This is a genomic window from Acidobacteriota bacterium (assembly GCA_012517875.1).
Classification (GTDB): domain Bacteria; phylum Acidobacteriota; class JAAYUB01; order JAAYUB01; family JAAYUB01; genus JAAYUB01.
Genome location: JAAYUB010000174.1, coordinates 1 through 15,067, shown reverse-complemented (window position 1 = coordinate 15,067; position 15,067 = coordinate 1). Strand labels below are relative to the sequence as shown.

14 protein-coding genes are annotated in these 15,067 nt (G+C 60.9%); 9 read left to right on the top strand and 5 right to left on the bottom strand.

The window, feature by feature from the left end:
* Positions 1 to 707: carbon starvation protein A (locus tag GX414_16295; protein ID NLI48663.1), on the top strand; the 707-nt coding region annotated here is incomplete at its 5' end.
* Between the two features lie 5 nt (positions 708 to 712).
* Here GX414_16295 and GX414_16290 read toward each other — a convergent pair.
* The 4 genes from GX414_16290 to recN all read right to left on the bottom strand — a co-directional run bounded on the left by GX414_16290 (position 713) and on the right by recN (position 6,558).
* Positions 713 to 2,830, bottom strand: a complete 2,118-nt coding sequence (locus GX414_16290; protein ID NLI48662.1) for a thioredoxin domain-containing protein — start codon at positions 2,828 to 2,830, stop codon at positions 713 to 715.
* Between the two features lie 143 nt (positions 2,831 to 2,973).
* Positions 2,974 to 3,474, bottom strand: coding sequence for a bifunctional nuclease family protein (locus tag GX414_16285; protein ID NLI48661.1), 501 nt, complete (start codon positions 3,472 to 3,474; stop codon positions 2,974 to 2,976).
* A 45-nt stretch (positions 3,475 to 3,519) separates the two neighbouring features.
* The gene (miaB, locus tag GX414_16280) at positions 3,520 to 4,860 is read right to left on the bottom strand and encodes a tRNA (N6-isopentenyl adenosine(37)-C2)-methylthiotransferase MiaB (GenBank protein ID NLI48660.1); all 1,341 of its coding nucleotides are present in this window, start codon (positions 4,858 to 4,860) and stop codon (positions 3,520 to 3,522) included.
* Positions 4,861 to 4,884: 24 nt separating this feature from the next.
* Positions 4,885 to 6,558: a DNA repair protein RecN gene (gene recN / locus GX414_16275; GenBank protein NLI48659.1), complete on the bottom strand. Its 1,674-nt coding sequence runs from the start codon at positions 6,556 to 6,558 to the stop codon at positions 4,885 to 4,887.
* Positions 6,559 to 6,692: 134 nt separating this feature from the next.
* Between recN and GX414_16270 the strand changes: the two genes are divergently transcribed.
* From GX414_16270 to GX414_16235, 8 genes are all read left to right on the top strand, one after another.
* Positions 6,693 to 7,400 carry a flagellar motor protein MotA gene (locus GX414_16270; GenBank protein NLI48658.1) on the top strand — a complete coding sequence of 236 codons (708 nt, stop codon included), beginning with the start codon at positions 6,693 to 6,695 and terminating at the stop codon, positions 7,398 to 7,400.
* Positions 7,401 to 7,410: 10 nt separating this feature from the next.
* Entirely contained in the window at positions 7,411 to 7,839 is a 429-nt protein-coding gene (locus GX414_16265; GenBank protein ID NLI48657.1) for a biopolymer transporter ExbD, read from the top strand.
* Positions 7,836 to 8,648 carry a TonB C-terminal domain-containing protein gene (locus GX414_16260; GenBank protein NLI48656.1) on the top strand — a complete coding sequence of 271 codons (813 nt, stop codon included), beginning with the start codon at positions 7,836 to 7,838 and terminating at the stop codon, positions 8,646 to 8,648. Before GX414_16265 ends, GX414_16260 begins: the two co-directional genes overlap by 4 nt.
* Positions 8,649 to 8,661: 13 nt before the next feature.
* Positions 8,662 to 9,996, top strand: coding sequence for a hypothetical protein (locus tag GX414_16255; protein NLI48655.1), 1,335 nt, complete (start codon positions 8,662 to 8,664; stop codon positions 9,994 to 9,996).
* Positions 9,997 to 10,053: 57 nt separating this feature from the next.
* Positions 10,054 to 10,824: a peptidoglycan-associated lipoprotein Pal gene (pal, locus tag GX414_16250; protein NLI48654.1), complete on the top strand. Its 771-nt coding sequence runs from the start codon at positions 10,054 to 10,056 to the stop codon at positions 10,822 to 10,824.
* 10 nt (positions 10,825 to 10,834) lie between these two features.
* Positions 10,835 to 11,674 (top strand): tol-pal system protein YbgF, encoded by an 840-nt coding sequence (ybgF, locus tag GX414_16245; protein NLI48653.1) that lies wholly within the window; start codon positions 10,835 to 10,837, stop codon positions 11,672 to 11,674.
* A 14-nt stretch (positions 11,675 to 11,688) separates the two neighbouring features.
* Entirely contained in the window at positions 11,689 to 12,129 is a 441-nt protein-coding gene (locus tag GX414_16240) for a single-stranded DNA-binding protein (GenBank protein NLI48652.1), read from the top strand.
* 177 nt (positions 12,130 to 12,306) lie between these two features.
* Positions 12,307 to 14,025: a sodium:solute symporter family protein gene (locus tag GX414_16235; GenBank protein NLI48651.1), complete on the top strand. Its 1,719-nt coding sequence runs from the start codon at positions 12,307 to 12,309 to the stop codon at positions 14,023 to 14,025.
* A 39-nt stretch (positions 14,026 to 14,064) separates the two neighbouring features.
* On the opposite strand, the gene GX414_16230 is transcribed toward GX414_16235, so the two are convergent.
* A partial coding sequence (locus tag GX414_16230) for an HD domain-containing protein (GenBank protein ID NLI48650.1) occupies positions 14,065 to 15,067 on the bottom strand: 1,003 nt, incomplete at its 5' end.

The following is a 15,067-nucleotide window of genomic DNA, read 5'->3' as shown; positions in this document are numbered from 1 at the left end:
TGGTGGCGTCGGGCACCTCTTCCAAGCAATTGAACAAGGAGTCGGATGCGCGTGTCGTCGGATATGGCGCGATGCTCATTGAGGGGCTCTTGGCCGTCATCGCCTTAAGCACCGTGATGATGCTGGCGCCGGGCGATGAACTGGCGGGCAAGCCTCCGCTGATCATCTACGGCAACGGGATCGCCCGCTTTCTATCCTTGTTCGGTGTCCCCCACGCCATCGGCGTCAGTATCGGCCTCCTCGCCCTGTCTACGTTCATCCTGACGTCTCTCGATACCGGCACCCGCCTGGCTCGCTACATCGTGGAGGAATTTTTTAATCTTTCCGGAACCCTGGCTCGATACCTGGCGACTCTGGCGTGCCTCGTTTTGCCGGCTCTCTTCATCCTGATGCCGCTCCATGATGCTCAGGGGAACCCCCTGCCCGCCTGGAAAGCCATTTGGCCCGTGTTCGGTGCCACGAACCAGCTCCTGGCCGGCGTGGCGTTGCTGGTGGTGGTGGTCTGGTTGAAGCGACACGGACGGAGCAACCTGTTTGTGTTCCTCCCGATGGTGTTCATGACTGTGATGACGGTCTGGTCGCTGTGTCTGCTCGTGGGCCAATACGGGCTGTCGTCCATTGGGCTGATCGCCTGGGCCCTGCTGGCGCTGGCTGCGGTTCTGATCTGGGAGGCCGGCCGGGTGCTGCTAGGTGGCGTGCCTGCCTGAACGGTTCAACTGGATTCCAGAAAACGGGCCAGCTCGTCCGGCCCGTTGAGCGGCGACTGGCATGTCTGGTTGCGGCAGATGATCGCGGACGGTGCGCCGCTGACCGACAAGTTGTCCAGGTGCGGTATCAACGTCCGGATCGCTTCGCCCTCCGCGTCCTTCGTCAACCACAGCCACATCGTGCCCGGCCGATATCCCCGCCGGGTGATTCCAAGCATCCGCTGAAACGCTTCATCTTCGCGCCTGCCGGAGAGAACGATCACCGTCTCCATGCCTGGTGCGGCGGAAAGCGCACTGAGGCAGCGCGCGTGAGCGGACGGTGCGCCGGCCACGCGGCCGGCCAGACCGTGCAGCAACTGATCGGCGATTTCGGCATAATCCGCCCGACTGGTCAAGCTGGCCAGGCAGTAGAGATTCTCCAGACTGACCGAGTTGCCGGAGGGAGTCGCTCCATCATGCGTCTCTTTGGCCCGGAAGAGCAACTGCTCTCCGTCGGCGGGTGTCATGAAACAGCCGCCCGACTCCTGATCCCAGAACAGCTCCAACGCCCGATCGGTCAGGCGGATTGCCTGAGAGAGGTATCGGGCCAGGCCGGTCGCCTGATAGGTTTCGAGCAACCCGTGCACCAGAAAAGCGTAATCATCAAGCTGGCCGTCGATTCCGGACTCACCGCCCCGATGGCGGTGAAACAGGCGTCCGTCCGTCTGACTCATGCGGCTGAGAACGAAATCCAGCGCCTGGATCGCCGCTTTAGCCAGGTCTGGGCGGTCCAGCACCCGGGCACCCATTGCCAGAGCTCCAATCATCAATCCGTTCCAGTCGGTCAGGATTTTGTCGTCCCGCAGCGGGCGATCGCGACGGTTGCGCGCGTCCAGCAGGATGGATCGGATCCGCTTCCACGTCGGCTGTTGCGGTGAGCGGTCCGGGCCGGGCGTATCGGCCGGTAGCGGCGCGCCGGCGCTCAGATACAGCACGTTGCTGCCACCGGGTGTGTGTTGATGGGGATCGATGAAATTGCCCGATGCAGCCAAATTGAAAGAGGCGATAACCTGTTCCGCCTCATCGGGAGACATGATTTGCCGGACCTCATCGGTTGACCACAGATAGAATTTCCCCTCGACGCCCTCGCTGTCAGCGTCTTCGGCGGAATAGAAGGCGCCGCCGGGATCGCGCATGTCTCGGATGACATATTCGAAAATTTCCTCGGCAGTCGTACGGAACTCCGGATCGCCGGTCGCCTGGTAAGCTTCGATGTAAACGGCGGCCATGAGCGCCTGGTCGTAGAGCATCTTTTCGAAATGCGGCAGGCGCCACGCCGCGTCCGTGCTGTAGCGATGGAAACCAAATCCGATCTGGTCGTACACCCCGCCCCGTCGCATGTGGCGCAAGGTCTGCCGGGCCATCTCGAGCGCCATTACCTCGCCGGTGCGTTTCCAGTAGCGGAGGAGGAACATGACTTTGTGAGGCGTCGGGAATTTGGGCGCGGGACCGAAGCCACCCGCCGAACGATCGTAGCTGGCCCTGAGTTGCGTAAAGGCTTGGTTGTAGACGCTGGGAGACAACGCGGAGCCGCCTGCCGCAGGTCCCATTTCCTCACGGATGGCTGCGGCAATCTCCGCCGCGTTGCGCAGCAACTCGTCACGCTGTTCCTGCCATAGGCTGCGGAACCGAGGAATCAACTCGAGGAGCCCAGGAAGGCCGGGCCGGCTGTATTTCGGGAAGTAAGTGCCGACGAAAAACGGCTCCCCGTCGGCGGTGAGCAGCGCCGTGAGCGGCCAGCCGCCCCGCCCGGTCATCGCCTGGCAGACCGTCATGTACACATGGTCCACATCCGGCCGCTCCTCCCGATCCACCTTCACCGGTATAAACGTCTCGTTGATCAAGCGGGCGACTTCCGGGTCGTCGAATGATTCGCGTTCCATAACGTGGCACCAGTGGCAGGTGGCGTACCCCACCGACAGGAAAACCGGCTTCCCCGCCTGCCGAGCCGCCGTGAAGGCGGCAGCGCCCCAAGGGTGCCAATCCACCGGATTATGAGCGTGCTGCAGCAGGTATGGGCTTCGCTCATGGATCAACCGGTTGGAGTGGGCCGGTTGTCGATTGAGTTTAGGGCCGGGTCGCATATTCGGAACGCCTCGCTTGACGATTGCCGCAGGCAATTCTTAGATCGATTCTCGGCGTCTGTCGATTCAGGCTGCAGGCCAGGCAAGTGACAACGGTTTGAGGAAAAATCAGTCGGGCCGATGGCGGGTCAGGCCGGGCAGGGTCACATCTTGTACTGGCCGAGGTCCTCCGGCGAGAGGCCCTCGAGCCATTTTTTCAAGTCATCCTCCGACCATTGCTGCTTGTCGGCGATGGAGAAGCTCCTGGACTTCCGGATGACATCTTCGGAGACATACACCGGCGCTCCGACCCGGATGGCGACGGCTAGTGCGTCGCTCGGCCGCGAGTCCACGACTTGGAGTTGGTTGTTGAAACGAATGTGAAGTTCGGCATAGTAGGTGCTGTCCACCAGGTCCGTGATCACCACCTTCTCGAGCACGGCGGAGAGCTTTGACAGGATGGACCGGATCAGGTCGTGGGTCATGGGGCGCGGGGCTTCGATGTGCTCCATCTCCAGGGCGATGGCGTTGGCTTCGAACACACCGATCCAGATCGGCAGCACCGTGGTCTCGGCGGTGTCCTGCAGGATCACCACCGGCGAGTTGTTCACCGGGTCCAAAATGAGCCCTTTGATGAAGAATTCGATCTGCCGGATCTTGTCCATGGCAATCGCCTATGACTGGTTTGATGATACCACACCGGGCATGATTCAGCCATCCCTGGGGTCCGGCACCCGTTCACCCCGCAGCGAGTGAGCGCTGGCGTCGGTGATGCGCACCCGGCAGAAACGGCCCACAAGGGAGGCTTCGCCTAGAAAATGGACGATCTTGTTCTCGGTGGTCCGGGAGGCGAGTTGCCCCGGTTCGCGGCCCCGTCCATCCACCAGCACCTCCCGGATTGAGCCGATTTCACCGCGGTTGTTTTCCAACTGAATCGCCTCTTGCGTCGCCTGCAGCCGAACGAGTCGTGCCTGCTTGACCGACCGCGGAATTGTATCCGGCTGCTCGAAAGCCGGCGTCCCCGGACGCGGGGAATACATGAACGAGAAAATCGAGTCGTAGCGGACGTACCGCAGCAGTGCCACGGTCTCTTCGAAATCCGGCTCCGACTCTCCCGGAAAGCCGACGATGAAATCGGACGACAGACTGATGGATCGCTCCGCCCGCCGGATCATGGCCACCTGGTTGCGGTATTCTTCAGCCGTGTACTTGCGGTTCATCGCCGCCAGAATGCGGGTTGAGCCGGATTGCGCCGGCAGATGGAGCTGGTTGCAGATCACCGGGTGAGCCATCATGACCCGGAGCAGTCGTTCGTTGAAATCCTTGGGGTGCGAGGTCGTGAACCGCAGCCGCTTCAGGCCGGGAACTGCGGCAACTGTCGCGAGGAGGTCGGCGAACTCGGGAATCGCCCCGGCCGGATCGCGGTATGAGTTGACGTTCTGTCCCAGCAGCATGATCTCCACCGCCCCGTCGGCCACGAGGTGATGGATTTCAGCGAGGATCCGATCGGATGGGCGGCTCCGTTCCCGCCCCCGGGTGTGCGGCACCACGCAGTAGGCGCAAAAATTGTCGCACCCCTCCATGATGGTCACAAACGCCCGAAACGACGTCTCACGCAGAATCGTATCCATCTCGACGGGCAAGGGATCGTCATCCATGTCCACATCCACACATCGCGCGATCCGGCCGGCGTCCAGGTCATCCAGGTGGCGGATCAGTCGGTGGATCTTGCGTGTGCCGAGAACCAGGTCCAGCCCGTCAAACTGGTTCATCATCTCCAACCCCTGCTGTTGCGCCACGCAACCCAGGACGCCCACCCGCAGACCCGGGCGCTGCCCCTTGAGCGCCAGCGTCTGCCCGAGATAAGAGAACACTTTCTGCACCGGCTTTTCCCGAACACAGCAGGTGTTGAAGAGAATGAGGTCGGCGTCCTGCGGCCGGGCGGCCTTCCGCCATCCGGCGGAGACAAGCAGGCCGGCGGCTTTTTCCGAGTCGAGTACGTTCATCTGGCAACCGAATGTGCGGATGAAAAATGTTTTGCTCTCAGTCATGGGCAAGCCTGGCGGACGGCGGATTCACGCTCTGCCCAGGAGCTGCCGGGCATGTTTGCGGGTGATCTCGGTGATCTGGACGCCGCCCAGCATCCGGGCCAGTTCGTCAATTTTTTCCGCCTGGTTGAGCCGTTGGATGGCGGTGAAGGTGCGTCCGCCGGCGACCGACTTCTCCACCCGGAGATGGTGATCGGCTTGGGCCGCGATGTGGGGCGAGTGGGTGACACAGAAGCACTGATTGCTCGCGGCCACCCGGCTCAGCTTTCGGCCGACGACCTCGGTGGTGCCGCCGCCGATGCCGGCGTCGATCTCGTCGAAGATGAGCACCGCGTCGGGCTCCGAACGCAGGATCAATTTGATGGCCAGAGCCAGCCGCGAAAGCTCTCCTCCGGACGCGATCTTGTGCAGCGGTCGCAGCTCTTCACCGACGTTGGGGCTGGCGAGGAATTCCACATCGTCCAGACCGGTGGTGGGCGGCGTATCCCCCGCCTCGATCGGCAGGATGCGTACCTGGAACCGCGTCCCTTTCATGTCGAGCTCGTCGAGATGCTTTTTCATCTCCCGTTCCACGCTCCGGGCGGCCTTCTGGCGTGCCTGGCTCAGGGCGTCGGCGGCTTGCCGGTACTGCCCCATCAGTTCGCCCACCTCCTGCTGCAGCCGGGTCGTGCGCGCATCCGAATCGCGCAACCGCTCGCGTTCCGCCAGGACATTCTGATTGTATTCCAGGACGGCCTCGATGGTCGGCCCATATTTGCGCTTGAGCCGGTCCAACTGCATCAACCGGGATTCGATCTCATTCAGCCGGTTCTCGTTGTACTCGACGGTGGCCGCATGGTCACGGGCGGTGAATGCGGCGTCCTCGAGTTGGAAGATCACGTTTTGAAGAGTCTCGGCGGTTCGGGCCAGGCGCGGATCGATGGCGGCCATCTCCTGGTGTCGGTGGAACAGCCGGCCCAGCTGGCGCAAGACCGCTCCCTCGTTCTCATAGAGCAAGTCGTGGGTCTCGGTGGAAAGCTGGAACAGCTTCTCCGCGTTGACGAGAATCCGCCGCTCGTCATTGAGCTGAGTTTCCTCGCCTTGAACCGGATGGACGGCGTCAATCTCCGCCGCCTGAAAGTCCAGCAGATCCAACCGCTGCAGCCGGGTCTGCTCGTCATGAACCAACCGGTCTAACTCGGCGCGAGTCGCGGCGATCCGGCGCGCCAGCTCCTGAACCGTTCGCAGCATGTTCCGCTGATCATGGTAATTGTCGAGCAGCTGGAGGTGGTAGCGGGGCTGCAGCAGCAGGCGGCAATCGTGCTGGCCGTGGATCTCCAGCAGCTCATCACCCAGGCGCCGCCGGAACGCCGTGGCGACGAGTCGACCGGCCACCTGAACGCGTCCGCTGCTGCCGGCCGCCAGTTCCCGCCGAACCTGGAGGCCATCTTCGAGATCGTCCCGTTCGATGCCCTCGGCCGCCAACAGCGGCCAGACGGGACTGCCCTCAGGCAGGTCAAAGACACCTTCCACCATGGCCCGGTTCTCACCGCTGCGGATGAGATCCACTGAGCCTCGGGCACCGGCCAGGAGCCCCACAGCGTCGATCAGGATCGATTTCCCGGAACCCGTCTCCCCAGTGATCACGTTGAGGCCGGGGCCGAATTCGATCTCGAGATCCTCGATCGTGGCGATATTCCGGATGTGCAGATAGCGGAGCACAGTAACCGTCCTTTTCTCCAGACGAATCATCTGGTTGGTAGGGCATTATAACAAAAGAATCGTTTGACTTGATAGTGGTTCCATGATAATGAATAACCTTATTTTTTTTAAGGAGATAGGCATTGTTTCTGTTCATAGCCACCGCAGCTTCAGGCGGGTTCTCAGGCGGGATTTTCGAGCTCATCCGCAGCGCTGGGATCGTGGCCCAAGGCGTCTTCCTGCTGCTGCTGATCTTTTCAATTTTTTCCTGGGCCATCATTTTCCAGAAGCTGGTGCTCTTCCGCAAAGTGGAACGCCAATCCCTCAGTTTTCTGCAGCTTTTCCATGAAAGCAGCAAGCTATCCGAAATTTACAAACGGAGCAGCGATTTCAAGAACAGCCCGCTGACGGGCGTCTTCCTGGCCGGTTATAGCGAACTCAACGCTCAACTCACCGCCCGGCATGCACCCGACGGCGATGCCGCCCCGACGCTGCACATCAAGAGTATCTCCAACGTCGAGCGGACGCTGCGGAAGGCCTCCGCCGTGGAGCTCACCCATCTGGAGCGTTCCCTGAACTGGCTGGCGACCACCGGCTCGGTCACTCCGTTCATCGGCCTGTTCGGGACCGTGGTGGGTATCATCGACGCCTTCCACGGTCTCGGCCAGTTGGAGACCACCTCCATCCAGGCCGTAGCGCCCGGCATCGCCGAAGCCCTGTACGCCACCGCCTTCGGCCTGTTCGCCGCGATCCCGGCAGTGATTTTCTTCAACCATTTTCTCTCCCGGATCAAGCATATGGCGTCACTGCTGGATGATTTTACAACCGAGTTAACCAACCTGGTGGAACGCAACTTCACGTGAGGAGTTGGCCATGGCGTTCACAAACCCCAATGGCCGGACGATGACGTCGTTGGCCGAGATCAACGTCACCCCCCTGGTGGATGTCATGCTGGTCCTGCTGGTGATTTTTATGGTCACCGCACCCATTATCCAGGCGGGCATCGAGGTCAACCTGCCCCGCACGCGGCATGTCAAGAATTTCAATCCGCACCAGCAGTATGTCGTCTCCATCGATGAGCGGAGCAACTTGTATTTCATGACCCGCCAGATCCACATCAACGATCTGGGCCCGGCCCTGCGCCAGCGCCTCGGCCAGGACCTCAATCAACCGATCTATCTGCAGGCGGACGGTGACGTCCGGTTCGCCGTCGTCGTCAAGGTGATGGACACGCTCCGCGAACACGCCTTCACCAATATCCAGATCGTTACGCGACCCATGATCCAACAACGCAAGCCATGACCGTCGATGACCGTCATTACCACTATCAGTCTCTGGTCTCCGAGGGAGACCGTCGCAAATTCCTCATCTCTTCGATCATGTCGCATTTTTTGTTGGTCACGGTCATTCTGGTATGGCAATTTGCCGCTCCCAACGGCCCCACGCTGACTCTTGGTGGTGGCGGCGGTGGAGGCAGTCGCGCAATCGGTGTCGGCCTGGTTGAAGGTCTGCCGGCAGGGCAGGAGTACTTCAAACCGCCGGTCACACTTCCGGAACCCGTTGCCGCGCCGGCGGCAAAGCCCGCGGAGTCGATCATGGAGACTGACCGCCCGGATGATTTCCTCAAAACCACCCGGCCGGATCGGAAGTCCGCTACCGAAAAGCCCGCCGCTCCAGCGGCTGCCGCAGCGCCCGCTCCACCGGGACCGGTCAGCACCGGCGACCACGCTCCGGGGGTTCGCGGCGGCACCGGCACCGGCGGGCCGGACGGGGGCACCGGTCACGGTGTTTCCATCGGCGGAGCGGGCGAAGGTTTCTACGACTCCTGGTACGCCCGTCAGGTGGAACAGCGGGTGGGCAGCAACTGGCTGGAGTCCCGCATGGGCATCCAGTTCTCGGGAAAACACCGGACTCTCATTCAATTTGCCGTGAGTCCCGAAGGGAGGATTGAGGACATCCAGATCGTTGAATCAACTGGCCCGGAAGCCTTTGAACGTTCGGCGCTGCGGGCGGTTCGGGCATCGGACCCCTTGCCTCCCCTGCCCGTTCAATATAGAATGCAAAGGAATCGCGTTCGGTTCGTGGCCATATTCGAGCATCCGACACCTTGATTCGAGGAGTGTGATGAAGCGCTTTCGCCTACTCCCGCTGCTGGCGCTGAGCTGCATGATCTTCCCCCTGGCGCAGGCTGACGACGCATCCATCGTGATCAAGCCGCGTCCGGCCAAGACAACCGTGCTGGCGCTCCCTGAATTCCAACCCAAAAGCGGCAACCTGGACCCCGCCGTCGACGAGTACTTGAAAATCGTCAATGAAACGCTATGGAACGATTTGGAATATTCGGCATTTTTCAAGCTGCTTTCGCGCTCGTTCTACCCGGCCCAGCGGATCGACGAACCCGAAGACCTGGTGTTCAAAGACTGGCAGGATCAAAATCTAGGCGTAGACTTCATTGTGATCGGCAACGCCCGGATCGAGAGCAACTACCTGGTGGTCCAGTGCCGTGTCTTTGATCTCAAGACGCAGGAACAGGTGCTGGGCAAGCAGTTCCGGACCATTCCCCGCTACACCCGGGCCATCGCCCATCGGATCGCCGACCACATCGTGAGCCTCTTGTCTGCCAACGCCTCCCAGGGCATCGCCTCCACGCAGATCGTTTTCGAGCGCAAGACACGTACCGGCAAGGAAATCTATCTGGCGGATTACGACGGTGCCAATCTGCAACCCATTACGTCGAACGGTTCCATCAACGTCACGCCGGCCTGGAATCCATCGAACGAATGGATCGCGTTCACTTCCTACTACGAAAGCACGCCGCGGCTCTATCTGGTCTCGCTCGCAAACGGTCAGCTCCAGGCGTTTCCACCGAGCGGCGGCCTGCTCACCACGCCGGCCTTTTCGCCCGACGGCAAGCAACTGGCCTTCGCCGCCCGGCTCAACGATGCGTCGGACACGGATATCTACATCGCTGATCTGGACGGCGGCAACCTGCGCAACATCACCCAACATCCCGGCATCGACATCAGTCCCTGCTGGAGCCCCACGGGCCGGCAACTGGCTTTTGTTTCCAACCGTGGCGGTGTGCCACAGATCCACATCTGCGACACATTCGGCGCCGATCTGACCTGCATCACACTGGAGAGCGGATACGCCTCGTCACCCGACTGGTCGCCGGACGGCCGTTATATCGTCTTTTCCTGGAAGCCTTCCCGTATGGCGCATTTCGACCTCTTCATCGCCGAGGTGGCGACCAAACGGATCCTCCAGCTCACCCAGGGCAATGGCGACAACGAGAACCCATCATGGGCGCCCGACGGCCGCCATATCGTATTCCAATCCAACCGTTCGGGCACCTCGGAGATCTACACGATCTTCGCCGACGGCAGCGAGCTGCGTCAAATCACCAATCTGCAAGGTTGTTCCAATCCGGATTGGTCGTCGTACGCACAGAAAAATTAATTTTTTTCGGACACTTCACGACTGGATCGTTTATATGAATGAGGATTGGAGGGAGCAATGAAACTGAACAAACGGCTTCTTGTCGTCGGCGCGGCCGCGATCCTGCTGTTTCTCGGCGGGGGCTGCAAGAAGCGCACTCCCGTTGGAGCACCGCCGCCAAGCCAGCAACAGTTGGCGGCGCCAACCATCACGTTAACTGCCCAGCCGCCGATCATAGCCGAGGGGGCTTCCACCACCCTGAACTGGACGGCCACCAACGCCACGGGGGTGACGATCGAAACCGTGGGCCAGTTCCCGCCCCAGGGATCGACAGTGGTCTCACCCAAAGCCTCAACGACCTACGTGGCGGTGGCAACAGGCGCCGGCGGCACCGTGAGCGCCCAGTCACGCGTAACGGTCACTCCCGCCCCGGTCACCACCACGACTACCACCGAGACGCCCCGGGTGGATGAGACCGATCAGGGGCTCAATGTCGAGCAGATTTTCAAAAACGAGGTCCAGGACATCTTCTTTGAATTTGATCGCGCCGAGGTCACCGCCGAGTACCGGGACATCCTGCGCCAGAATGCGGAGGTGCTCCTCCGCCGGCTGCCCCGGGTCAGCATCATGATCGAAGGGCATTGCGACGAGCGCGGCACCGAGGAATACAACCTCGGACTCGGCGATAAGCGCGCGAACTCGGCCCGTGATTACCTGGTGTCGCTTGGGGTGAGTGCCACCCGGATCAAGACGATCTCCTATGGCGAAGAACGCCCGTTCGATCCCGCGCACACTGAGAAAGCCTGGGCCAAAAACCGCCGGGCGCACTTCGTTTTGATCAAACCGTGAGGAGGCCCAAATGAAGCGATGCCTGTCGGCGGGAGTGCTGCTGTTCCTGATGGCCGGCCTGGCCGCGGCCGGGGCGAAGGAGGAGTACATCCGCCTGCAAAACGACATCATGACCGTCCAGAACCAGATCCGGATGCTGCAAAAAAGCGTGGATGAGAGCGGCGCTGTATCCAAGACCCTGATGGAGCAACTTATCAACCAGATGAGCGCGGTCATCCGCATCGTCGACCAGCTCAACAGCCGCCAGGAAGAGCAGTCCCGCGCCGGCGACGAGAACATCGAGGATCTGATCAACACAATCCGGGCACTCGCCGCAAAGATCGACGACCAGAGCGTCAAGATCGCCAACCTGACCCGCAGTCTGGAGGCGACCCAGGCATCGCTCGAGGAGATGAAATCCCGCCGGCCCAAGGCGGAAACCACGCCCGACGGCAGGCAGCTCCCGCTGCCGGCCGACCAACTGTATTCGCTGGCGTATAACGATTACATCCAGGGCAATTTTGAATTGGCCGTACAGGGCTTTCTGGATTTTCTCGCGAACTACAAGGAGTCCGAACTCGCCGACAACGCCCAGTATTACATCGGCGACTGTTATTTCAACCAGGGACGCCACACGGACGCGGTAGAGGCGTTCAGCCAGGTGATCAGCCTGTTTCCAAAAGGGGACAAAGCCCCCGCCGCCTTGCTGAAAAGTGGGCTGGCCCACCTGTCCTTGAACAACAATCCGGCCGCTGTGGATGCTTTTAAAAATGTGATCCTGAAATACCCCGATTCCCCGGAGGCCAACATCGCGATTCAGCAACTGCAGATTCTCGGCGTGGACCCTCCTGCCCGACCGAAAAAACGCTGACAGGAGGCATCGTCATGAAAGGACTGAACAAGGTCATGTTGATCGGCCGCTTGGGACGCGATCCCGAGTTGCGGTACACCCAGAACGGACAGACCGTCGCCAAGTTTTCTGTCGCCACCGACGAGGTCTGGGTGGATAAGAGCGGCACCAAGCAGTCCCGGGTCGAGTGGCACAACATCGTCGCCTGGGGCAAGCTGGCGGAAATTTGCAACCAGTACCTCAAGAAGGGTCGTCTGGTTTACGTCGAGGGCCGCATTCAGACCCGACAGTGGGAAGACCAGAGCGGCGGCAAGCGGTCCACCACGGAGATCGTCATCTCCGACATGAACATCCTCGAGAGCCGCACCGCCGCCGCGGCCGAACCTGCCGCGGCCGAATACGGCGACTCCACCGTCTCCCGTGATGAGCCGCCGGTCGTGGACGAGCCCATCACCGATGACGACGTTCCATTTTAGACAACCCGGAGGCCGCACGGCCTCCGGGTATATCGCCCCGCTTCATCCCGGTTCTGCGACCAATCATTCTGTCGCCTTGCCCTCTCAAACTCGATTCCTTATCTGCGGATTCGCATCGACACGGGTCGGCAAACGATCTCGAGTGTCGGTTGGCCATCCTGAACGTCTGGAGGCGCCATGTCCGTTTACCTGTATGTGATCCTGGGCTACCTGATTGTGCTGCTGGCATTCAACTTTTATCGTTCCCGGAAAATCAAGAGCCATGATGACTTCATGGTCGCCGGCCGGTCATTGAGTCTCAAGGTGATGGTGTTCACTCTGATCTGCACATGGATCGGCTCCGGCACATTTATCGCCGGCGCCGAGTATGCGGCCAAGGCCGGCTGGAGCAGCTTGTGGCTGCCGGCCGGGGCCTGGGTGGGCATCGCGGTGATTTTCTTTCTAGCGGGCAAGATCCGTACGTTCGGGCAATACACCATCGGGGACATCCTGGAGGTGCGCTATGGCAAATTCGCTCGGCTGTTTGGCGCCGTCGCCCTGATCATCGCGTTCGTCACCATCGTCAGCTACCAGTTCCGCGCCGGGGGTTATATCCTCAACGTGCTGAGCGCCGGCGGGATCAGTGTGGAGACGGGTCAGGCCCTGACCGCCGCATTCGTCATCGTGTTCACCGCCCTGGGCGGCATGATGGCCGTAGCCCATACCGACCTGCCCAACGGCATCATCATCGTGCTGGCCTGTTTGGTCGCGGTGCCGCTGGTGATTCTGTTCGCCGGCGGCTGGAGCGCCGCGCCGGCGTCGCTGCCAGCTACTCATTTTCAGACTTTCAGCGCCGATTTCGGGGAGCATCCTTGGTTGAAGGGCGGCGCCTATTTTCTGGCCACCATGATGCTGCTCATGGGTGTGCAGAGCATGTATCAGAAGTTCTACAGCGCCAAAACCCCCAGAGAAGCCAAGACCGCAGTGGGCCTATGGATCATCGGTACGATCGTCGTTGAAACGGTGGTGGTGGTCATCGCCATCTACGGCGCATCGGCCAACTGGGTCCAGTTGAAAACGTTCGATATCAGCCGCCAGCTCCAGACCGAGGTGAACGCCTCAATGGAACCGGTTGACCTTGCGGCCCGGGTGGATGCTCTTGTCAGCGAAGGAGAAGCGGCCGGCCAGATCAAACCGTCGCAGGCTGTGGCATTGCGCAAATCGTTCCAGGCTGAACTGGATCCGCTGCACGGAGATCGCGAAGCCGTGTTGGCCAAGCTCAACCGCATGGGAGACGATCCGGCTTCGATTGTCCTGGTCGCCGCCCGCAACCTGACCGGCACCGGCTGGCTGGGATTGGTCGCCGGTCTGCTGCTGCTGGCCGCCGCCTGCGTGGTGGTGCTCTCCACCGGAATGAACTATCTGCTGTCGCCCAGCACGAACATCATGCGCGACATTTACCAGCGGTTCATCCGCCCGGACGCGCCCTCCGACCGGATGGTGGCGCTGCAGAAAGTATTCATCGTGATCCTGGGAGTCTGCGCCTTTCTGATGATCTTTATCCCCACCGTCCTGAAGCTGAAAATATCCGTTTTGTCCTACAGCTACTTCGCCTACACGATGTACGGCGTCTCCATCACCCCGGCCTTGTTAGCCGCCTTGAGCTGGAGGCGGGCGACCAAACTCGGCGGGACGGTGTCCATCATCAGCGGTGCTGCCGTCGCGTTGCTGCTGGAGATCGTCGTGCCCAATTTTTTTCCTGAAGTGATGCGCGGGCCGGCCGGATCGCAGGATCCGTGGGGGATACCGAGCATCTATCCCGCCCTGTTGATATCGGTGCTCGCCCTGGTGGTGGTCTCCTATCTGACCCCGCCCCCGGATCCGGAGAAACTGAAAGCCCTTTTTCCCGAGCACTGATTGGAGCAGTCTGGGTGAGGCTCTGTCCGGCAATCGGGCTTAGATGCCGAAAGTGTCGGCCATCTCGGCAAAGTAATTGTCGGTGAAACCGGCGATGTAATACACGATCACGCGGTGCATCGGCATTCGGCCGTCGCGGATCATCTCCTGGTAGCGGCTGGGAAGATGTTCGGGGTGCGCTGCATAGCATTCAAACAGACGTCGGATTTTTTCCGTCTCGACCTGCCGACGGCCCTGAATCTCCGGGTGCTGATAGTAATGGGCGCGTAGAAACTGCTTCAGCCGGAGCACCCAGCGGCTCATGTCCGGAGAGTAGCCTACCAGCCGGCGGCCGCACCGACGGACGTCCGCCACGGTCATGGTTCGCGTGCTCGCCAAGTTCTGTTCGATCGTTGCCGTCATGTCGCGCACCGTCAGGTTCATCATGCGGCGTAACGTCTCGTTGAAGATCAAGCGGGCGTCGGTCCCGGGGTAACGCTGGTTCAGCTGGGTGTACAATTCATGGAAATCGTCCAGCTCCCGCAGAATGACATCGAGAGTCACAAATCCCGCTTCCAGCGCGTCATCCAGGTCCGAATAGGAGTAGCAGATCTCATCGCAGTAATCCACAAGCTGGGACTCGAGCGGCGGCTGACAGGTGAAATCGAACTCGGCCAGGGTGGGATCGTTGCGATAATGGTCGTTGGTGGAATGTTTGATGATGCCTTCCCGAACCTCGTAGCTCAAGTTCAAGCCCGGACAGAACGCATATTTCTGCTCGAATTCATCTACGATGGTGAGCGTGTGGCGGTTATGTTCGAACGAATCGCCGAAGCGCAGGCAGATTTCGTTCAAGATCTCCTCGCCGCAGTGCCCCAGCGGCGGATGCCCCAGATCGTGGCAGAATCCCAGGCAGGCGGCCAGGTGCGTGTTCAATCCCAGCTTGTCCGCCACGGAGCGACAGAGGGTCGCCACTTCGATACTGTGGGTCAGCCGGGTCCGGTGATGGTCGGACCGCCGGCCAGTGATCACCTGTGTCTTTCCGGCCAGCCGCTTGAACGCC